A 14,642-nucleotide genomic window follows, 5' to 3' on the forward strand; every position below is an offset into this window, starting at 1 on the left:
GGAACCGTGAACCGATCGGGCCGCTCGTTGCGATCAATGAGTGGGCGCACCGGGAGTGAACGCGGCAGACGCCCTGCGCGTCCCCTCAAGGGGCGCCCAGACAGACGGACCACCGAACACGAGGACTGAGAGCACCGGGATGGCAGACCAGACCCACGTCCTGTTCGTCGAGGACGACGACGTCATCCGCGAGGCCACCCAGCTCGCCCTGGAGCGGGACGGCTTCGTGGTCACCGCGATGCCCGACGGCCTGTCCGGCCTGGACGCGTTCCGGGCCGACCGCCCCGACATCGCCCTGCTCGACGTCATGGTGCCCGGCCTGGACGGCGTGAGTCTGTGCCGGCGCATCCGGGACGAGTCCACCGTGCCCGTGATCATGCTGTCGGCGCGCGCAGACTCCATCGACGTGGTTCTGGGCCTGGAGGCCGGCGCCGACGACTATGTGACCAAGCCGTTCGACGGGGCCGTGCTGGTCGCCCGGATCCGTGCGGTGCTGCGCCGCTTCGGGCACGCGGGCGGCGGGGACCGGGCCGAGGATGCCTCCCCCGCGGGCGGTGTGCTCACCTTCGGCAACCTGGAGGTCGACACCGAGGGCATGGAGGTCCGCAAGGCCGGCCGGCCGGTGGCCCTGACCCCGACCGAGATGCGTCTGCTGCTGGAGTTCTCCTCCGCTCCGGGCACGGTCCTGTCGCGGGACAAGCTGCTGGAGCGCGTCTGGGACTACGGCTGGGGCGGTGACACCCGGGTCGTGGACGTCCATGTGCAGCGGCTGCGCACGAAGATCGGCCAGGACCGCATCGAGACGGTCCGTGGCTTCGGCTACAAGTTGAAGGCCTGAGCGGGCGGGGGGTGAGGGGGATGATCCGGCATCTGGTTCCCGCCCGGGCGGGGGGCGAGGGCATCCGTACGGGTCTGCGGTGGAAGCTGAGCGCGGCGATCGCGCTGGTCGGCGCGTTGGTGGCGATCGCGCTCAGCCTCGTCGTGCACAACGCCGCCCGGGTGTCGATGCTGGACAACGCGCGCGACCTCGCGGACGAGCGCGTCCAGATCGCCCAGCGCAACTACGAGCTGACGGGGCGGCCCAACTTCCCCAACATCAAGATCAACGACTCCCGGCTGCCCTCGGAGGTGCGGGAGAAGGTCGCCGAAGGGCGCCGGGTGACGTATGTGTCCGACCGCGCGGGGGGCGTGCCGGACATCTGGGCGGCCGTGCCGCTCAAGAACGGTCAGGTGATGTCCCTGCACACCGGGTTCACCGACCGCAGCACGGACATCCTCAACGACCTGGACCAGGCCCTGGTGATCGGGTCGATCGCGGTCGTCCTCGGCGGCAGCGCGCTCGGGGTGCTGATCGGCGGGCAGCTCTCGCGCCGGCTGCGCAAGGCGGCGGCCGCGGCCAACCAGGTCGCCAAGGGCGAGTCCGATGTGCGGGTCCGGGCCGCCATCGGCGGAGTGGTGCGGGACGAGACCGACGATCTGGCGAGCGCGGTGGACGCGATGGCGGACGCGCTGCAGCAGCGGCTGGACGCCGAGCGCCGGGTCACCGCCGACATCGCGCACGAGCTGCGCACCCCGGTCACCGGCCTGCTGACGGCGGCCGAGCTCCTCCCGCCCGGCCGGCCCACCGAGCTCGTCCTGGACCGCGCCAAGGCCATGCGCACGCTCGTGGAGGACGTCCTGGAGGTGGCCCGCCTGGACAGTGCCTCGGAGCGGGCGGAGTTGCAGGACATCGTGCTGGGTGAGTTCGTCGCGCGGCGGGTGGCGGCCAAGGACCCGGACGTCGAGGTGCGGGTGGTCCACGAGTCGATGGTCACGACGGACCCCCGGCGTCTGGAGCGGGTCCTGTTCAACCTCATCGCCAACGCCGCCAAGCACGGTAGGTCCCCGATCCAGGTCACCGTCGAGGGCCGCGTCATCCGGGTCCGCGACCACGGCCCCGGGTTCCCCGAGGACCTGCTGGCCGAGGGCCCGCGCCGGTTCCGCACCGGCAGCGCCGACCGCGCCGGACACGGCCACGGACTCGGTCTGACCATCGCGGCGGGCCAGGCCCGCGTCCTCGGCGCCCGGCTCACCTTCCGCAACGTACGGCCCGCGGGGGCGCCGGAGCACATACCGGCGGAGGGCGCCGTGGCCGTCCTGTGGCTCCCGGAGCACGCGCCGACGAACACGGGGAGCTACCCGATGATGCCGTAGGCCGCGGCAGGGCTCCGGTCAGCCGAAGCCCTTCACCCGAGGGCCCTCCGGCCTTTCACCCGAAGTCCTTCGAGAAGTCCAGTTCCTCGCTGCGCTGGGTCAGCGAGTTCCAGTTGCCGTTGTCGTCGCGGAAGATCGCCTCGATGCCGTACGGCCGCTCCTGGGGCTCCTGGAGGAACTCGACGCCCCGTGCCCGGAAGGTCGCGTAGTCGCCGCGGCAGTCGTCCGTGCGGAAGGCGCCGGCGCCGATCACGCCCTTGCCGACGAGCTTCTTCAGCGCTTCGGAGGACTCCGGGTCGAGGCCGGGCCCGTCGAGGCTCATCAGGGCCAGCTCCACGCCGGGCTGGTCCTTGGCCCCGACGGTGATCCAGCGCATGTCCCCCATGGACACGTCGTCGCGGACCTCGAAGTCGAGCTTCTCGGTGAAGAAGGCCTTGGTGCGCTGCTGGTCGAAGGTCCACACGGTGGTGATGCCCAGGCCCTTGATCATGGCTCTGCTCTCCTGTCCTGCGAGGGGCTCTGTGCGTCACCGTAGGCAGGGCCGGGGGCGGGGCGCTTCTTCAAAGTTGCGCTCCTGGAGGTGGGGAAGCCGCCGGCCCAGAGCATCGCGTAGCAGCCGGGGATCAGCGCGGCGCCGCGGCCCACGTGCCGGGCCCGGTACTCGCTGGGGGTCAGTCCGGTGCGGGTCTTGAAGCGGGCGGAGAAGGTGCCGAGGCTGCTGAAGCCGACCAGGTGGCAGATCTCGGTGACGTTCAGATCGGCGCTGCGGAGCATCTCCTCGGCCCGCTCGATCCGGCGGTGGGTGAGGTACTGGCCGGGTGTCTCGCCGTAGGTCGCCTTGAAGGCGCGTACGAAGTGGTAGCGGGAGTACCCGGCGTGTGCCGCCACGGCGTCCAGATCGAGCTCCGGATCGGCCCAGTCACGGTCCATGGCGTCCTTGGCGAGCCGCAACTGCCGGAGTCTGTCCATGGGGCCGATGGTGGCACGGGGTACTGACATCGGTGCCGGCCGGCACACTCAGCCCGTCCGGGGGCAGAGCCCTCAGGCACCACGAAGGCCCCCGGGGCGGACACCCGGAGGCCTTCGAACTCAGGATCGGATCAGACAGCCTCGACGACCGGCGGAGCCACACCCGCCCCGTCCGCCGAGTCCTCGTCCGCCTTCTGCGGCCCCGCTCCCTTCAGCGGTACCTCCTTGACGAACACCGCCGCGATCAGCGCGGCCACCGCGACCACCGCACCCAGCAGGAACGCCGAGTGGGTACCGGCCGACACCGCGTGCTGGTAGGCCTCGCGGGCGGCTGCCGGCAGCTTCGCCAGGCTGGCGGCGTCGAGCTGCGCGGACTGCTCGGTGATCTTCGAGCCCAGCGCGCCGGCCCGCTCGGCCATGACGTCCTGGACACGGTTGTTGAACAGCGCGCCCATGATCGCGACACCGAAGGAGGAACCGAGCGTACGGAACAGGGTGGTGGAGGAGGACGCGACGCCCATGTCCTTCATCTGCACGCTGTTCTGCGCGACCAGCATGGTGATCTGCATCAGGCAGCCCATACCGAGGCCGACGACGGCCATGAAGACGCCGGCGGTGAGGCGCGAGGTGCCGGTGTCCATGGTCGACAGCAGGTACAGCCCGACGACCATCAGGACGCTGCCGACGACCGGGAACACCTTGTACTTGCCGGTGTTCGTCGTCACCCGGCCCGCGACCATCGAGGTCACCAGCATCGCGCCGAGCATCGGCAGGAGCAGCAGCCCGGAGTTGGTCGCGGAGGCGCCCTGCACCGACTGCTGGTAGAGCGGCAGGAAGAGGGTCGCGCCGAACATCACGAAGCCGGTGATGAAGCCGATGAGGGACATCAGGGTGAAGTTGCGGCTGCGGAAGATGTGCAGCGGCACGATCGGCTCGGCGGCCTTGGTCTGCCAGAACACGAAGCCGATGAGCGTGGCGACGCCGATCCCGATCAGCTCCATGATCCGCGCGGACGTCCAGGCGTACTCCGTGCCGCCCCAGGTGGTGACGAGGACGATCGAGGTGATGCCCACGGTCAGCAGCACGACACCGAGGTAGTCGATGCCCGCCTTGGCCCGCTTCTTCGGCAGGTGCAGCACGGCGCTGATCGCGGCGAGGGCCACCACGCCGAGCGGCAGGTTGATGTAGAAGGACCAGCGCCAGCCCCAGTTGTCGGTGATCGTGCCGCCGACCAGCGGGCCGCCGATCATCGCCAGCGCCATGACGCCGGCCATCATGCCCTGGTACTTGCCGCGCTCCCGGGGCGGGATCAGATCGCCGATGATCGCCATGACACCGACCATCAGACCGCCGGCGCCGAGGCCCTGCACGGCGCGGAAGCCGATCAGCTCGCCCATGTTCTGGGCCATGCCGCTGAGCGCGGAACCGATCAGGAAGATCACGATCGACGACATGAAGGCGCCCTTGCGCCCGTACATGTCACCGAGCTTGCCCCAGATCGGGGTGGCGGCCGCGGTCGCGAGGGTGTACGCGGTGACGACCCACGACAGGTGCTCCAGGCCCCCGAGGTCGCCGACGATCGTCGGCATCGCGGTGCCCACGATCATGTTGTCGAGCATCGCGAGCATCATGGTGATCATCAGGGCGAGCAGGACGACCCGCACGCTCCTGGGTTGTTTCTCCGGCTCCGTCTCGGCCGTCTTCGTGTCCGCCATCGTTCCCACTCCCCTGGGTACTGCTGCGGGCCGCCCACTTACTTGCCGCCCGGCTAGTTCACTACACTGGGGAAAGTAGCCCCGTCACTAGCCGGTCGTCAAGTAAGTTTCTGGTGTCGAACTAGCCGGGCGGCAAGTAACTTTCCAGGAGAGCTCGAGGAGTACGAGGATGGACGTCACCATGGACGGCACCAAGCAGCAGCGCCGCGGAAACACCCGCCAGCGCATCCAGGACGTCGCGCTCGAACTCTTCGCCGAGCAGGGCTACGAGAAGACCTCCCTCCGCGAGATCGCGGAGCGACTGGAGGTCACGAAGGCGGCTCTGTACTACCACTTCAAGACGAAGGAAGACATTGTCGTCAGCATCTTCACGGATCTGACGAAGCCGATCGAAGAGCTGATCGAGTGGGGCAGGCAGCAGCCGCACACCCTGGAGACCAAGCGGGAGATCGTACGGCGTTACAGCCAGGCCCTCGCCGACGCGGCCCCGCTCTTCCGCTTCATGCAGGAGAACCAGGCGACGGTACGGGAACTGCAGATCGGCGACTCGTTCAAGGACCGCATGCGCGGACTGCGGGACATCTTCATCGACCCGGACGCCCCCCTGACGGACCAGGTCCGCTGCGTGAGCGCGATCTTCACGCTGCACGCCGGCATGTTCTTCCTCCAGGACCTCGAAGGCGACCCCGAGGACAAGCGCGCAGCCGTCCTCGAGGTCGCCGTCGATCTCGTGACCCAGGCGCATCAGGGCACCTGATCACCCGTCATCGTCAGATGGCCAGGCCCTTGGCGCGCAGGAACTTCACCGGGTCGATCGCCGAGCCGTAGTTCGCGGTCGTACGGATCTCGAAGTGCAGGTGGGGGCCGCTGGAGTTGCCGGTGTTGCCGGACAGGGCGATGCGCTGGCCGGTCTTGACTATCTGGCCGATCTTCACGTCCACGCGGGAGAGGTGGGCGTACTGGGAGTAGGTCCCGTTGCCGTGCTTGATGACGATGGCGTTGCCGTAGGCCGGGCCGTCACCGGCGCCGTTGCCGCCGGCCTTGACCACGGTGCCGCCATGGGCGGCCACGACCTTGGTGCCGCTCGGCACGGCGAAGTCCTGGCCGCTGTGGGTGGACTGCCACATGGCGCCGGCCTGGTGGAAGCTCGCGGACTTGGTGTAGTGCGCCACCGGCTTGACCCAGCCGGCCGAGACGGCCGTCTTGGCGGCGGGCGCGGCGGCGGGTGCAGCGGCGGACGCCACTCCGGTTCCCAGCACGGCCGTGGCACCCAGGGCGGCGACCCCGACGGCCACGCGGGTGCGGAGCAGGGACGTACGGGAAGAACGGGAAGTGACGCGCTGGAACATGAAGACCTCATGGGTTCGGGGACAAAGAAACCGCCCGGCGCTCGAACGCCTGCCGGGTGGGCCATCCCTTGGTAACCCCGAGGTCGATAGACCCCCAAACGTGTGACGTACGACGGAAGCTAGTACTTCACCACAAAACCTCCCACTTCTTGACAGAGGTCCGTTCTCGCCCGATTTGAGGGCGATGCACGCCGGAGGCCCGTAACCCCTAGGGGGATCCGAGGGCTATGTCCCTTTTGCCTATATTCGGCCTGCCACTATCCGCCCTAGTACCGGACAAATGACCTGTGCCGCTTGTCACCGGCCGCCCGCCTCAAGGGACTTCGGAATGTGACGAGGGCTACTCCTCCACCCCGCAGGCCACTTGTGACCCCGGTCACGAACGCTGCACGGGTCTGTGAGCGGGGTCTCACTCACCTCTACCGTCCAGTAACCCGCAGGTTTCCCCCGGTAACCCGCTGGTTCCCCTCAGGCCATCCCCACAGAACAGCATGCCCTCGACACAGGCAGGCCAGGACGCGAGAGGACCCCACATGACCACAGGCACCTGGAAGCGCCGCATAGCCATGACAGCGGTGGCCACGGCCGCCGCCACCGCGATGGCCGTCCCGGCCGGCGCCCAGGCCGCTACGGCCACCAGCATCTCCACCGTCGCCACCGCGGCCGCAGCGGAGGACGTCGACTACACCACCTGGCAGGCGGACTGCCAGACCGTGATGAACGAGGCCCTGCCGTACCTGAAGCAGCGCATCGCCGCCGTGAAGTCGGGCGAGAAGCAGGCGATCGTCTTCGACATCGACAACACCACACTGGAGACCGACTTCGGCTTCAGCTACCCGCAGCCCGCCAACAAGCCGGTCCTCGAGGTCGCCAAGTACGCCCAGGAGCACGGCGTCTCGCTGTTCTTCGTCACCGCCCGCCCCGGCATCATCTACTCGTTCACCGACTACAACCTCAAGTACGTCGGCTACAAGGTCTCCGGACTCTACGTCCGCAGCCTGATCGACCTCTTCAAGGACGTCGCCGCCTACAAGACCGCCCAGCGCGTCGATATCGAGAACAAGGGCTACACGATCATCGCGAACATCGGCAACAGCACCACCGACCTGTCGGGCGGCCACGCCGAGAAGACGTACAAGCTGCCGGACTACGACGGCCAGTTGTCCTGAGGCTGCCGCGCGGCTGAGCGCCGGACGCAGAAAGGGCCGCCGTGGAACCGGAGTTCCACGGCGGCCCTTGCCGCTGTGACGCTTACGCGTCCTTGCTCAGGTTGGGTCCGGCGCCGCCGGCCGCCTGCTCGATCGGGGGGACGTCGGGCAGGGCCGACTTCTCCTCGCCGCGGAAGGTGAAGGTCTTGGTCTCGCCTTCGCCCTCGGTGTCCACGACCACGATGTGACCGGGGCGCAGCTCGCCGAAGAGGATCTTCTCCGACAGCGTGTCCTCGATCTCGCGCTGGATCGTGCGACGCAGCGGACGCGCGCCCAGCACCGGGTCGTAGCCCTTCTTGGACAGCAGCTCCTTGGCGGACTGGGAGAGCTCGATGCCCATGTCCCGGTCCTTCAGGCGCTCGTCCACCTTGCCGATCATCAGGTCGACGATCCGCAGGATGTCCTCCTGCGTGAGCTGCGGGAAGACGACCACGTCGTCGACGCGGTTGAGGAACTCGGGGCGGAAGTGCTGCTTGAGCTCGTCCGACACCTTGTTCTTCATGCGCTCGTAGTTGCTCTTCGAGTCGCCCGACGCCGCGAAGCCCAGGTTGAAGCCCTTGGAGATGTCCCGGGTGCCGAGGTTGGTCGTCATGATGATGACCGTGTTCTTGAAGTCCACGACCCGGCCCTGGGAGTCGGTCAGGCGACCGTCCTCCAGGATCTGCAGCAGCGAGTTGAAGATGTCCGGGTGGGCCTTCTCGACCTCGTCGAAGAGGACGACGGAGAACGGCTTGCGGCGGACCTTCTCGGTCAGCTGGCCGCCCTCTTCGTAGCCCACGTATCCGGGCGGGGAACCGAAGAGACGCGACACCGTGTGCTTCTCGCTGAACTCCGACATGTCGAGGGAGATCAGCGCGTCCTCGTCACCGAAGAGGAACTCGGCGAGCGCCTTGGACAGCTCGGTCTTACCGACACCGGACGGGCCGGCGAAGATGAACGAGCCACCCGGACGCTTCGGGTCCTTCAGACCGGCACGCGTACGGCGGATCGCCTTCGACAGCGCCTTGACGGCGTCGTTCTGGCCGATGACCCGCTTGTGCAGCTCCTCCTCCATGCGGAGCAGGCGGCTGGACTCCTCCTCGGTCAGCTTGAAGACCGGGATGCCGGTGGCCGTGGCGAGGACCTCGGCGATCAGCTCGCCGTCGACCTCGGCGACGACGTCCATGTCGCCGGCCTTCCACTCCTTCTCCCGCTTGGCCTTGGCGGCCAGGAGCTGCTTCTCCTTGTCGCGGAGAGAAGCCGCCTTCTCGAAGTCCTGGGAGTCGATGGCCGACTCCTTGTCCCTCCGGACGCCGGCGATCTTCTCGTCGAACTCGCGGAGGTCCGGCGGAGCGGTCATCCGGCGGATGCGCATCCGGGAGCCGGCCTCGTCGATCAGGTCGATCGCCTTGTCCGGCAGGAAGCGGTCCGAGATGTACCGGTCGGCCAGGGTGGCGGCCTGGACCAGCGCCTCGTCGGTGATGGAGACGCGGTGGTGCGCCTCGTACCGGTCACGGAGACCCTTGAGGATCTCGATCGTGTGCGGCAGGGACGGCTCGGCGACCTGGATGGGCTGGAAGCGGCGCTCCAGGGCCGCGTCCTTCTCCAGGTGCTTGCGGTACTCGTCGAGCGTGGTCGCACCGATGGTCTGGAGCTCACCGCGGGCCAGCATCGGCTTCAGGATGGAAGCCGCGTCGATGGCGCCCTCGGCGGCACCCGCACCGACCAGCGTGTGGAGCTCGTCGATGAACAGGATGATGTCGCCGCGGGTGCGGATCTCCTTGAGCACCTTCTTCAGGCGCTCCTCGAAGTCACCGCGGTAGCGGGAGCCGGCGACCAGCGCGCCGAGGTCCAGGGTGTAGAGGTGCTTGTCCTTGAGGGTCTCGGGCACCTCGCCCTTGACGATGGCCTGGGCGAGGCCCTCGACGACGGCGGTCTTGCCGACGCCGGGCTCACCGATCAGGACCGGGTTGTTCTTGGTACGGCGGGACAGCACCTGCATGACCCGCTCGATCTCCTTCTCGCGCCCGATGACCGGGTCGAGCTTGGACTCACGAGCGGCCTGGGTGAGGTTCCGGCCGAACTGGTCGAGGACCAGGGACGTCGAGGGGGTGCCCTCGGCAGGCCCGCCGGCGGCGGCGGTCTCCTTGCCCTGGTAGCCGGAGAGCAGCTGGATGACCTGCTGCCGCACCCGGTTGAGATCAGCGCCCAGCTTGACCAGGACCTGGGCGGCGACGCCCTCGCCCTCACGGATCAGGCCGAGCAGGATGTGCTCCGTGCCGATGTAGTTGTGGCCCAGCTGAAGGGCCTCGCGGAGCGACAGCTCCAGGACCTTCTTGGCACGGGGGGTGAAGGGGATGTGCCCGGACGGGGCCTGCTGGCCCTGGCCGATGATCTCCTCCACCTGCTGGCGGACCGCCTCGAGCGAAATCCCGAGGCTCTCAAGGGCCTTGGCGGCGACACCCTCACCCTCGTGGATCAGGCCCAGGAGGATGTGCTCGGTGCCGATGTAGTTGTGGTTGAGCATCCGGGCTTCTTCCTGAGCCAGGACGACAACCCGCCGCGCGCGGTCGGTGAACCTCTCGAACATCGTTAATCGCTCCTCAGAGCGGTCAGGCAGTGGGGGGAACTTCCCCTCCCTGTCCTTCCGCAGCTTAGTCCCGCAAGCGGGGACCGCTCATTCCAACTGCCGACACCGTCGATGGCCTCCTGACCCCGCTAACGCCGACATCTGCTCCAACCCGATGGTGCGAGACGATGTTCCCGCAGGCCAGGTGGTTACCCTCACCATCAGTACGCCGATGGCGAACGCGAGACGTCCTTTCCTGCGTGTCGCCCCCTCCCACTAGGGATGTCTTACCCGCCGGCACTGACAGTCCATGCCGTGCGCACCCTTTCCCTCCGCTACGGGCGAACAACCTTGCGCCTCCCGAGCTCTCTGCGCGCCCCCTTTTTCGACACTCTGCGCAGTCTTGACGGCGCGCAACGTAACCGTGGGGTCTTGGGGACGGTTTTACTCGGCATGGTTCGCTCAGTGCCCCTCCCCCGGCGTCCGCTCGACCCCGCCGACCCGGACGGCCGGATCCGCGGCTGGTACGAGAACGAACTGGGATGGGCGACGGTGCCCGGGACACCGGTACGACTTTTGGTGGGCGAGCGCTTCGACGTCCTGGACGTGCCCGCGGAGGCGGGGCACGCGGCGCTCGGGCGCCTGGCGCCGGGCTCGCCGGTGGCCGTGGGAGGCGGGCGGATGCGGCTGCTGGTGGCCGCGGGCAGCGCTGAGGAGCTGCCGGGGATCCTTCAGTGGCTGGAGTGGGGCGCACTCCCCCTGGATCTGACGGCGATCGGAGCGGGCGGGCTCATGGAGGCACCGCTCCCCCCGGGACGGGAGGCTTCCGGGCCGTTGCAGGGGGCCGCGGTCTGGGTGCGGCCCCCCGTCGCGGGGTGCGAGGCCGAGGCCTCGCTGCCGACGGTGTCGGCGTTGGGGGGCGCGGGAGACGCCCCCGATCTGGTGCGGCTGGTGGACACGCTGGCGACGCACTGTCACCGTGTCCGACTGCGGTGCTCCCGCGCTCAGCCGTTGGCCTTCTCGTAAGCCTCGCGAATGGTCGCCGGAACGCGGCCACGGTCATTGACCTCGAAACCGTTCTCCTTCGCCCACGCGCGGATCTGAGCGGTGTCCTGGCTGCTGCCGGAAGCGGCACGCGCCTTTCCACGCCCGCCCGAAGCACGGCCTCCGGTACGACGGCCGCCCTTCACATAGGGCTCGAGAAGCCCGCGCAGCTGGTCCGCATTGGCAGTCGTGAGATCGATCTCGTACGTCTTGCCGTCCAGCGCGAACGTCACGGTCTCGTCCGCCTCGCCGCCGTCGAGGTCGTCGACAAGAAGGACCTGAACCTTCTGTGCCACCGGATTTCCTTTCATCGATAACGTGAGGGACGGGTGTCCGCGGCGTCCGCCGTTTAGCCGCGCCCTGTTATATGCAGTACTGCAGTACGTCGGAAAGCAAACCGCTTTTGCTGAGAAAACACAAACCCCTGGCAGAGACCGACGACCCGCCCCTCGCCCGGAAACGTACGCGTTTCGGACATAGGGCACCGGGCAAGGGCGGTCGGCCGGAATGGGCGGCCACGATCACAGATGCAGAAGCATCCGGCTGTTGCCCAAGGTGTTCGGTTTCACTCGTTCGAGTCCGAGGAACTCCGCTACGCCCTCGTCATAGGAACGCATCAGCTCGGCGTAGACATCGGTGTCCACCGGCGTCTCACCGATCTCCACGAAGCCGTGCTTGGCGAAGAAGTCCACTTCGAAGGTCAGGCAGAAAACACGGCGAACGCCGAGCCAGCGCGCGGTGTGCAGCAACTTCTCCAACAACTGGTGGCCCACGCCGGCGCCCTTCAGGCCCGGCTTGACCGCGAGAGTGCGCACTTCAGCCAGGTCTTCCCACATGACGTGCAGCGCACCGCAGCCGACGACCTCGGCGTTGTCGTCGCGTTCGGCGACCCAGAACTCCTGGATGTCCTCGTAAAGGGTCACCGTCGCTTTGTCGAGCAGGATGCTGCCCCGGACGTACGCGTCAAGGAGTCGGCGTACGGCGGGGACATCGCTGGTCCGGGCCCGCCGGACGGTGATGGCTTTAGCGGTGACTTCGGGGTTCTCGGCGGAGGGGCTCTCTGCGGACATGTGCGGACGCTATCGCCCGCCGCCTCAGGTTGCCGAGCCGGGGTTCTCCCCGCCACTGCCCGCAGTTGCGGCTTCGGATGATTCCGGACCTTGGACGATCCGTACGGCGTCACGCAGCGCCTGGCGCTGTTCGTCGCTCATCATCCCGAAGAAGGCGACGAGAGCGGCGGCGGGGTTGTCGCTCTGCGCCCAGGCGTCGTTCATGAGGGCGGCGGCGTAGGCGGCGCGGGTGGAGACCGCCTCATATCGATAGGCCCGGCCTTCGGCCTCGCGGCGCACCCAGCCCTTCTGATGGAGATTGTCCAAAACGGTCATCACCGTGGTGTACGCGATGGACCGTTCCTGCTGAAGGTCTTCCAGGACTTCTCGAACGGTCACCGGGCGGTTCCACTTCCACACCCGCGTCATGACCGCGTCTTCGAGTTCTCCCAATGGGCGAGGCACTCTCAGAACAATAGTGGGAGATCTCGCCAATCGCGTGCCGGACGTGCACTTTCGATGCCAAACAGGAACAAAAAGGGCGTACGACTCCGATGGGAGCCGTACGCCGGGGGCGCCGCGGGGCGTGGGGGTCGCGGGACGCGAGGGTCAGGCGTCGGTGCCGGCGGAGGCCCGGCGGGTGCCCTCCGCGCGGGCGAGGGCGGCGTCGACGGCCGCGTCCTCCTTGCCCTTGTTGGCGCCCCCCTGGGTCTTGACGATCACCCTGATCACACCGATGAAGAACGCGGCCATGACGACGGGGGGCACCAGCGCGGAGACATAGTCCATGGATCCAGGGTAGCCAGGGAGGAACGGGACGAAGGGCCGGGGTCGGGTCGTGCCGCCTCGCGCGCGAAGCGGCACGGACGCCTCAGCCGGCCGCCAGCGTCCGCGGCCGCTGCAGCCCCTGCTCCTGCCCGTGCTCCGGCTCGGCGGGCGGCGGGGTGGGCTTGCGGCGCGGGAAGACCTCGCCCGGGGTGGGGACGGGACGGCGCTCGGGCTGGGGACCGGGGGGCTTCACGGGGACGGGACCGGGGCCGGGCGCGGCGGGCTTCTCGGCGGGTTTCTCGCGCGGCTCCTCGCGCGGTTCCTCGGCATCGGCCGCGAGGAGGTCGCAGGCCTCGCCGGAACGGCCCCCGGGAAGCGCCAGAAGGCGGGTACGGGACGCCGGGACCGTCGGGGTGGCCACGGAGGCCGGGCGGGCCGTACGGCGGGCGAGACGGGCCCGTACGTCGGCTTCGGCGAGCGTCTGGCAGCGGTCCAGGAGGGCGGCGGCGGCCGGATCGCCCCGCAGGGCGCGCAGGGCGGCGAGGTCGTCGGGGCCGGGCAGGTGGCCCGCGGCCAGGACCTCCTCCAGGAGCCTGAGGTAGCCGGCCGCGGCGCCGGGGAGGGCGGCGCGGTAGCGGCCGAGGTCGGCCACCAGGAAGGCCCGCAGCCGGGCGGCCTCCCGCACGGCCTCGTCGAGGGATTCGGCCAGGCGATGGCAGTCCTGTACGTCCTCGGCACAGGCGGGACCGGGGTGGAGGGCGAGGGCGAGGGCGCGGCGGAGCACACGCAGCTCCTCCGCGCCGAACGCCATGCCGCCGCGGGATCCGTAGGGCGTGGGCATGCGGTGACGATACGCGCTAATCAGACAAATTCGACATAACGGACTGGTGTGGCGCGCCCGAATCCGCCCCCTGGCCCTCACCGGATCCACCCCTGGCCCTCTCCCGGATCCGCCCCTCGGGCTCCCCGTGGAAGGGAGCCCGGGGTCACATGCGGGAGACGTTGCGCTCGTAGACCAGGCGCAGGCCGATCAGGGTCAGCCAGGGCTCGTGTTCGTCGATCACCGAGGACTCGCCCAGGACCATGGGGGCCAGCCCGCCCGTGGCGATGACCGTGACGTCGTCGGGGTCCTCCGCCAGCTCCCGGGCCATACGGGTGACCACGCCGTCGACCTGGCCGGCGAAGCCGTAGACGATGCCGGACTGCATGGCCTCGACCGTGTTCTTGCCGATCACGCTGCGGGGGCGGGCCACCTCGATCTTGCGGAGCTGGGCCGCCTTGACGCCCAGGGCCTCCACCGAGATCTCGATGCCGGGGGCGATCACGCCGCCCACGTACTCGCCCCGCGCGCTCACCGCGTCGAACGTCGTCGCCGTGCCGAAGTCGACGACGATCGCCGGGCCGCCGTAGAGCTCGTTCGCGGCGACCGCGTTGATGATGCGGTCGGCGCCGACCTCCTTGGGGTTGTCGAAGAGGATCGGCACACCGGTCTTGACTCCCGGTTCGACGAGGACGGCGGGGACGTCGCCGTAGTAGCGGCGGGTCACCTCGCGCAGTTCGTGCAGCACCGAGGGGACGGTCGCGCAGATCGCGATGCCGTCGATGCCGTCGCCCAGCTCCACGCCGAGCAGCGGGTGCATGCCCATCAGGCCCTGGAGCAGGACCGCGAGCTCGTCGGCCGTACGGCGCGCGTCGGTGGAGATCCGCCAGTGCTCGACGATCTCCTCACCGTCGAACAGGCCGAGCACCGTGTGCGTGTTCCCCACGTCGATCGTCAGCAGCATGACCGGTACCCGCTC

At 68.9% G+C, this 14,642-nt stretch carries 16 protein-coding genes; 5 read left to right on the forward strand and 11 right to left on the reverse strand.

Annotated features, from left to right (window positions below; translation table 11 throughout):
* The first annotated feature begins 139 nt into the window (after nt 1-139).
* Together cseB and cseC are read left to right on the forward strand one after the other, a co-directional pair.
* Complete coding sequence (gene cseB, locus ACIRF9_RS44305) at nt 140-838, forward strand: two-component system response regulator CseB (RefSeq protein ID WP_403834844.1); 699 nt, start codon at nt 140-142, stop codon at nt 836-838.
* Nucleotides 839-858: 20 nt separating this feature from the next.
* Entirely contained in the window at nt 859-2,193 is a 1,335-nt protein-coding gene (gene cseC / locus ACIRF9_RS44310) for a two-component system sensor histidine kinase CseC (protein WP_403834847.1), read from the forward strand.
* Between the two features lie 55 nt (nt 2,194-2,248).
* Here cseC and ACIRF9_RS44315 read toward each other — a convergent pair whose 3' ends face one another.
* The 3 genes from ACIRF9_RS44315 to ACIRF9_RS44325 all read right to left on the reverse strand — a co-directional run bounded on the left by ACIRF9_RS44315 (nt 2,249) and on the right by ACIRF9_RS44325 (nt 4,877).
* Nucleotides 2,249-2,683 (reverse strand): VOC family protein, encoded by a 435-nt coding sequence (locus ACIRF9_RS44315; RefSeq protein WP_403834850.1) that lies wholly within the window; start codon nt 2,681-2,683, stop codon nt 2,249-2,251.
* Entirely contained in the window at nt 2,680-3,162 is a 483-nt protein-coding gene (locus tag ACIRF9_RS44320) for a helix-turn-helix transcriptional regulator (protein ID WP_403834853.1), read from the reverse strand. The genes ACIRF9_RS44315 and ACIRF9_RS44320 overlap by 4 nt, the downstream gene beginning before the upstream one ends.
* 131 nt (nt 3,163-3,293) lie before the next feature.
* The gene (locus ACIRF9_RS44325; RefSeq protein ID WP_403834856.1) at nt 3,294-4,877 is read right to left on the reverse strand and encodes an MDR family MFS transporter; all 1,584 of its coding nucleotides are present in this window, start codon (nt 4,875-4,877) and stop codon (nt 3,294-3,296) included.
* A 169-nt stretch (nt 4,878-5,046) separates the two neighbouring features.
* On the opposite strand from ACIRF9_RS44325, the gene ACIRF9_RS44330 reads away from it, so the two are divergent.
* Complete coding sequence (locus tag ACIRF9_RS44330; RefSeq protein ID WP_403834858.1) at nt 5,047-5,634, forward strand: TetR/AcrR family transcriptional regulator; 588 nt, start codon at nt 5,047-5,049, stop codon at nt 5,632-5,634.
* Nucleotides 5,635-5,647: 13 nt separating this feature from the next.
* On the opposite strand, the gene ACIRF9_RS44335 is transcribed toward ACIRF9_RS44330, so the two are convergent.
* Nucleotides 5,648-6,226 (reverse strand): M23 family metallopeptidase, encoded by a 579-nt coding sequence (locus ACIRF9_RS44335; RefSeq protein ID WP_403834861.1) that lies wholly within the window; start codon nt 6,224-6,226, stop codon nt 5,648-5,650.
* Nucleotides 6,227-6,759: 533 nt separating this feature from the next.
* On the opposite strand from ACIRF9_RS44335, the gene ACIRF9_RS44340 reads away from it, so the two are divergent.
* On the forward strand, nt 6,760-7,395 hold the full coding sequence (locus ACIRF9_RS44340) for an HAD family acid phosphatase (protein WP_403834863.1): 636 nt from the start codon (nt 6,760-6,762) through the stop codon (nt 7,393-7,395).
* 82 nt (nt 7,396-7,477) lie between these two features.
* On the opposite strand, the gene ACIRF9_RS44345 is transcribed toward ACIRF9_RS44340, so the two are convergent.
* Entirely contained in the window at nt 7,478-10,003 is a 2,526-nt protein-coding gene (locus ACIRF9_RS44345; RefSeq protein ID WP_403834866.1) for an ATP-dependent Clp protease ATP-binding subunit, read from the reverse strand.
* Between the two features lie 432 nt (nt 10,004-10,435).
* Here ACIRF9_RS44345 and ACIRF9_RS44350 point away from each other — a divergent pair, with 432 nt between their 5' ends.
* Nucleotides 10,436-11,008 carry an SCO3374 family protein gene (locus ACIRF9_RS44350; RefSeq protein WP_403834868.1) on the forward strand — a complete coding sequence of 191 codons (573 nt, stop codon included), beginning with the start codon at nt 10,436-10,438 and terminating at the stop codon, nt 11,006-11,008.
* On the opposite strand, the gene ACIRF9_RS44355 is transcribed toward ACIRF9_RS44350, so the two are convergent.
* The 6 genes from ACIRF9_RS44355 to ACIRF9_RS44380 all read right to left on the reverse strand — a co-directional run bounded on the left by ACIRF9_RS44355 (nt 10,987) and on the right by ACIRF9_RS44380 (nt 14,627).
* Nucleotides 10,987-11,322, reverse strand: a complete 336-nt coding sequence (locus tag ACIRF9_RS44355; RefSeq protein ID WP_403834871.1) for an Lsr2 family protein — start codon at nt 11,320-11,322, stop codon at nt 10,987-10,989. The two genes, ACIRF9_RS44350 and ACIRF9_RS44355, sit on opposite strands and share 22 nt — an antisense overlap.
* Before the next feature lie 225 nt (nt 11,323-11,547).
* Nucleotides 11,548-12,096 (reverse strand): amino-acid N-acetyltransferase, encoded by a 549-nt coding sequence (locus tag ACIRF9_RS44360; RefSeq protein ID WP_403834874.1) that lies wholly within the window; start codon nt 12,094-12,096, stop codon nt 11,548-11,550.
* Nucleotides 12,097-12,120: 24 nt separating this feature from the next.
* A complete protein-coding gene (locus ACIRF9_RS44365; protein ID WP_403834975.1) occupies nt 12,121-12,504 on the reverse strand; it encodes a BlaI/MecI/CopY family transcriptional regulator in 384 nt (127 codons plus the stop codon).
* A 180-nt stretch (nt 12,505-12,684) separates the two neighbouring features.
* Nucleotides 12,685-12,864, reverse strand: a complete 180-nt coding sequence (locus ACIRF9_RS44370; protein ID WP_403834877.1) for a hypothetical protein — start codon at nt 12,862-12,864, stop codon at nt 12,685-12,687.
* 82 nt (nt 12,865-12,946) lie between these two features.
* Nucleotides 12,947-13,654, reverse strand: a complete 708-nt coding sequence (locus tag ACIRF9_RS44375) for a hypothetical protein (protein ID WP_403834977.1) — start codon at nt 13,652-13,654, stop codon at nt 12,947-12,949.
* Nucleotides 13,655-13,829: 175 nt separating this feature from the next.
* Complete coding sequence (locus ACIRF9_RS44380) at nt 13,830-14,627, reverse strand: type III pantothenate kinase (protein WP_133910510.1); 798 nt, start codon at nt 14,625-14,627, stop codon at nt 13,830-13,832.
* Nucleotides 14,628-14,642: the final 15 nt, after the last annotated feature.

Source organism: Streptomyces sp. NPDC096132 (assembly GCF_044763345.1).
GTDB lineage: Bacteria > Actinomycetota > Actinomycetes > Streptomycetales > Streptomycetaceae > Streptomyces.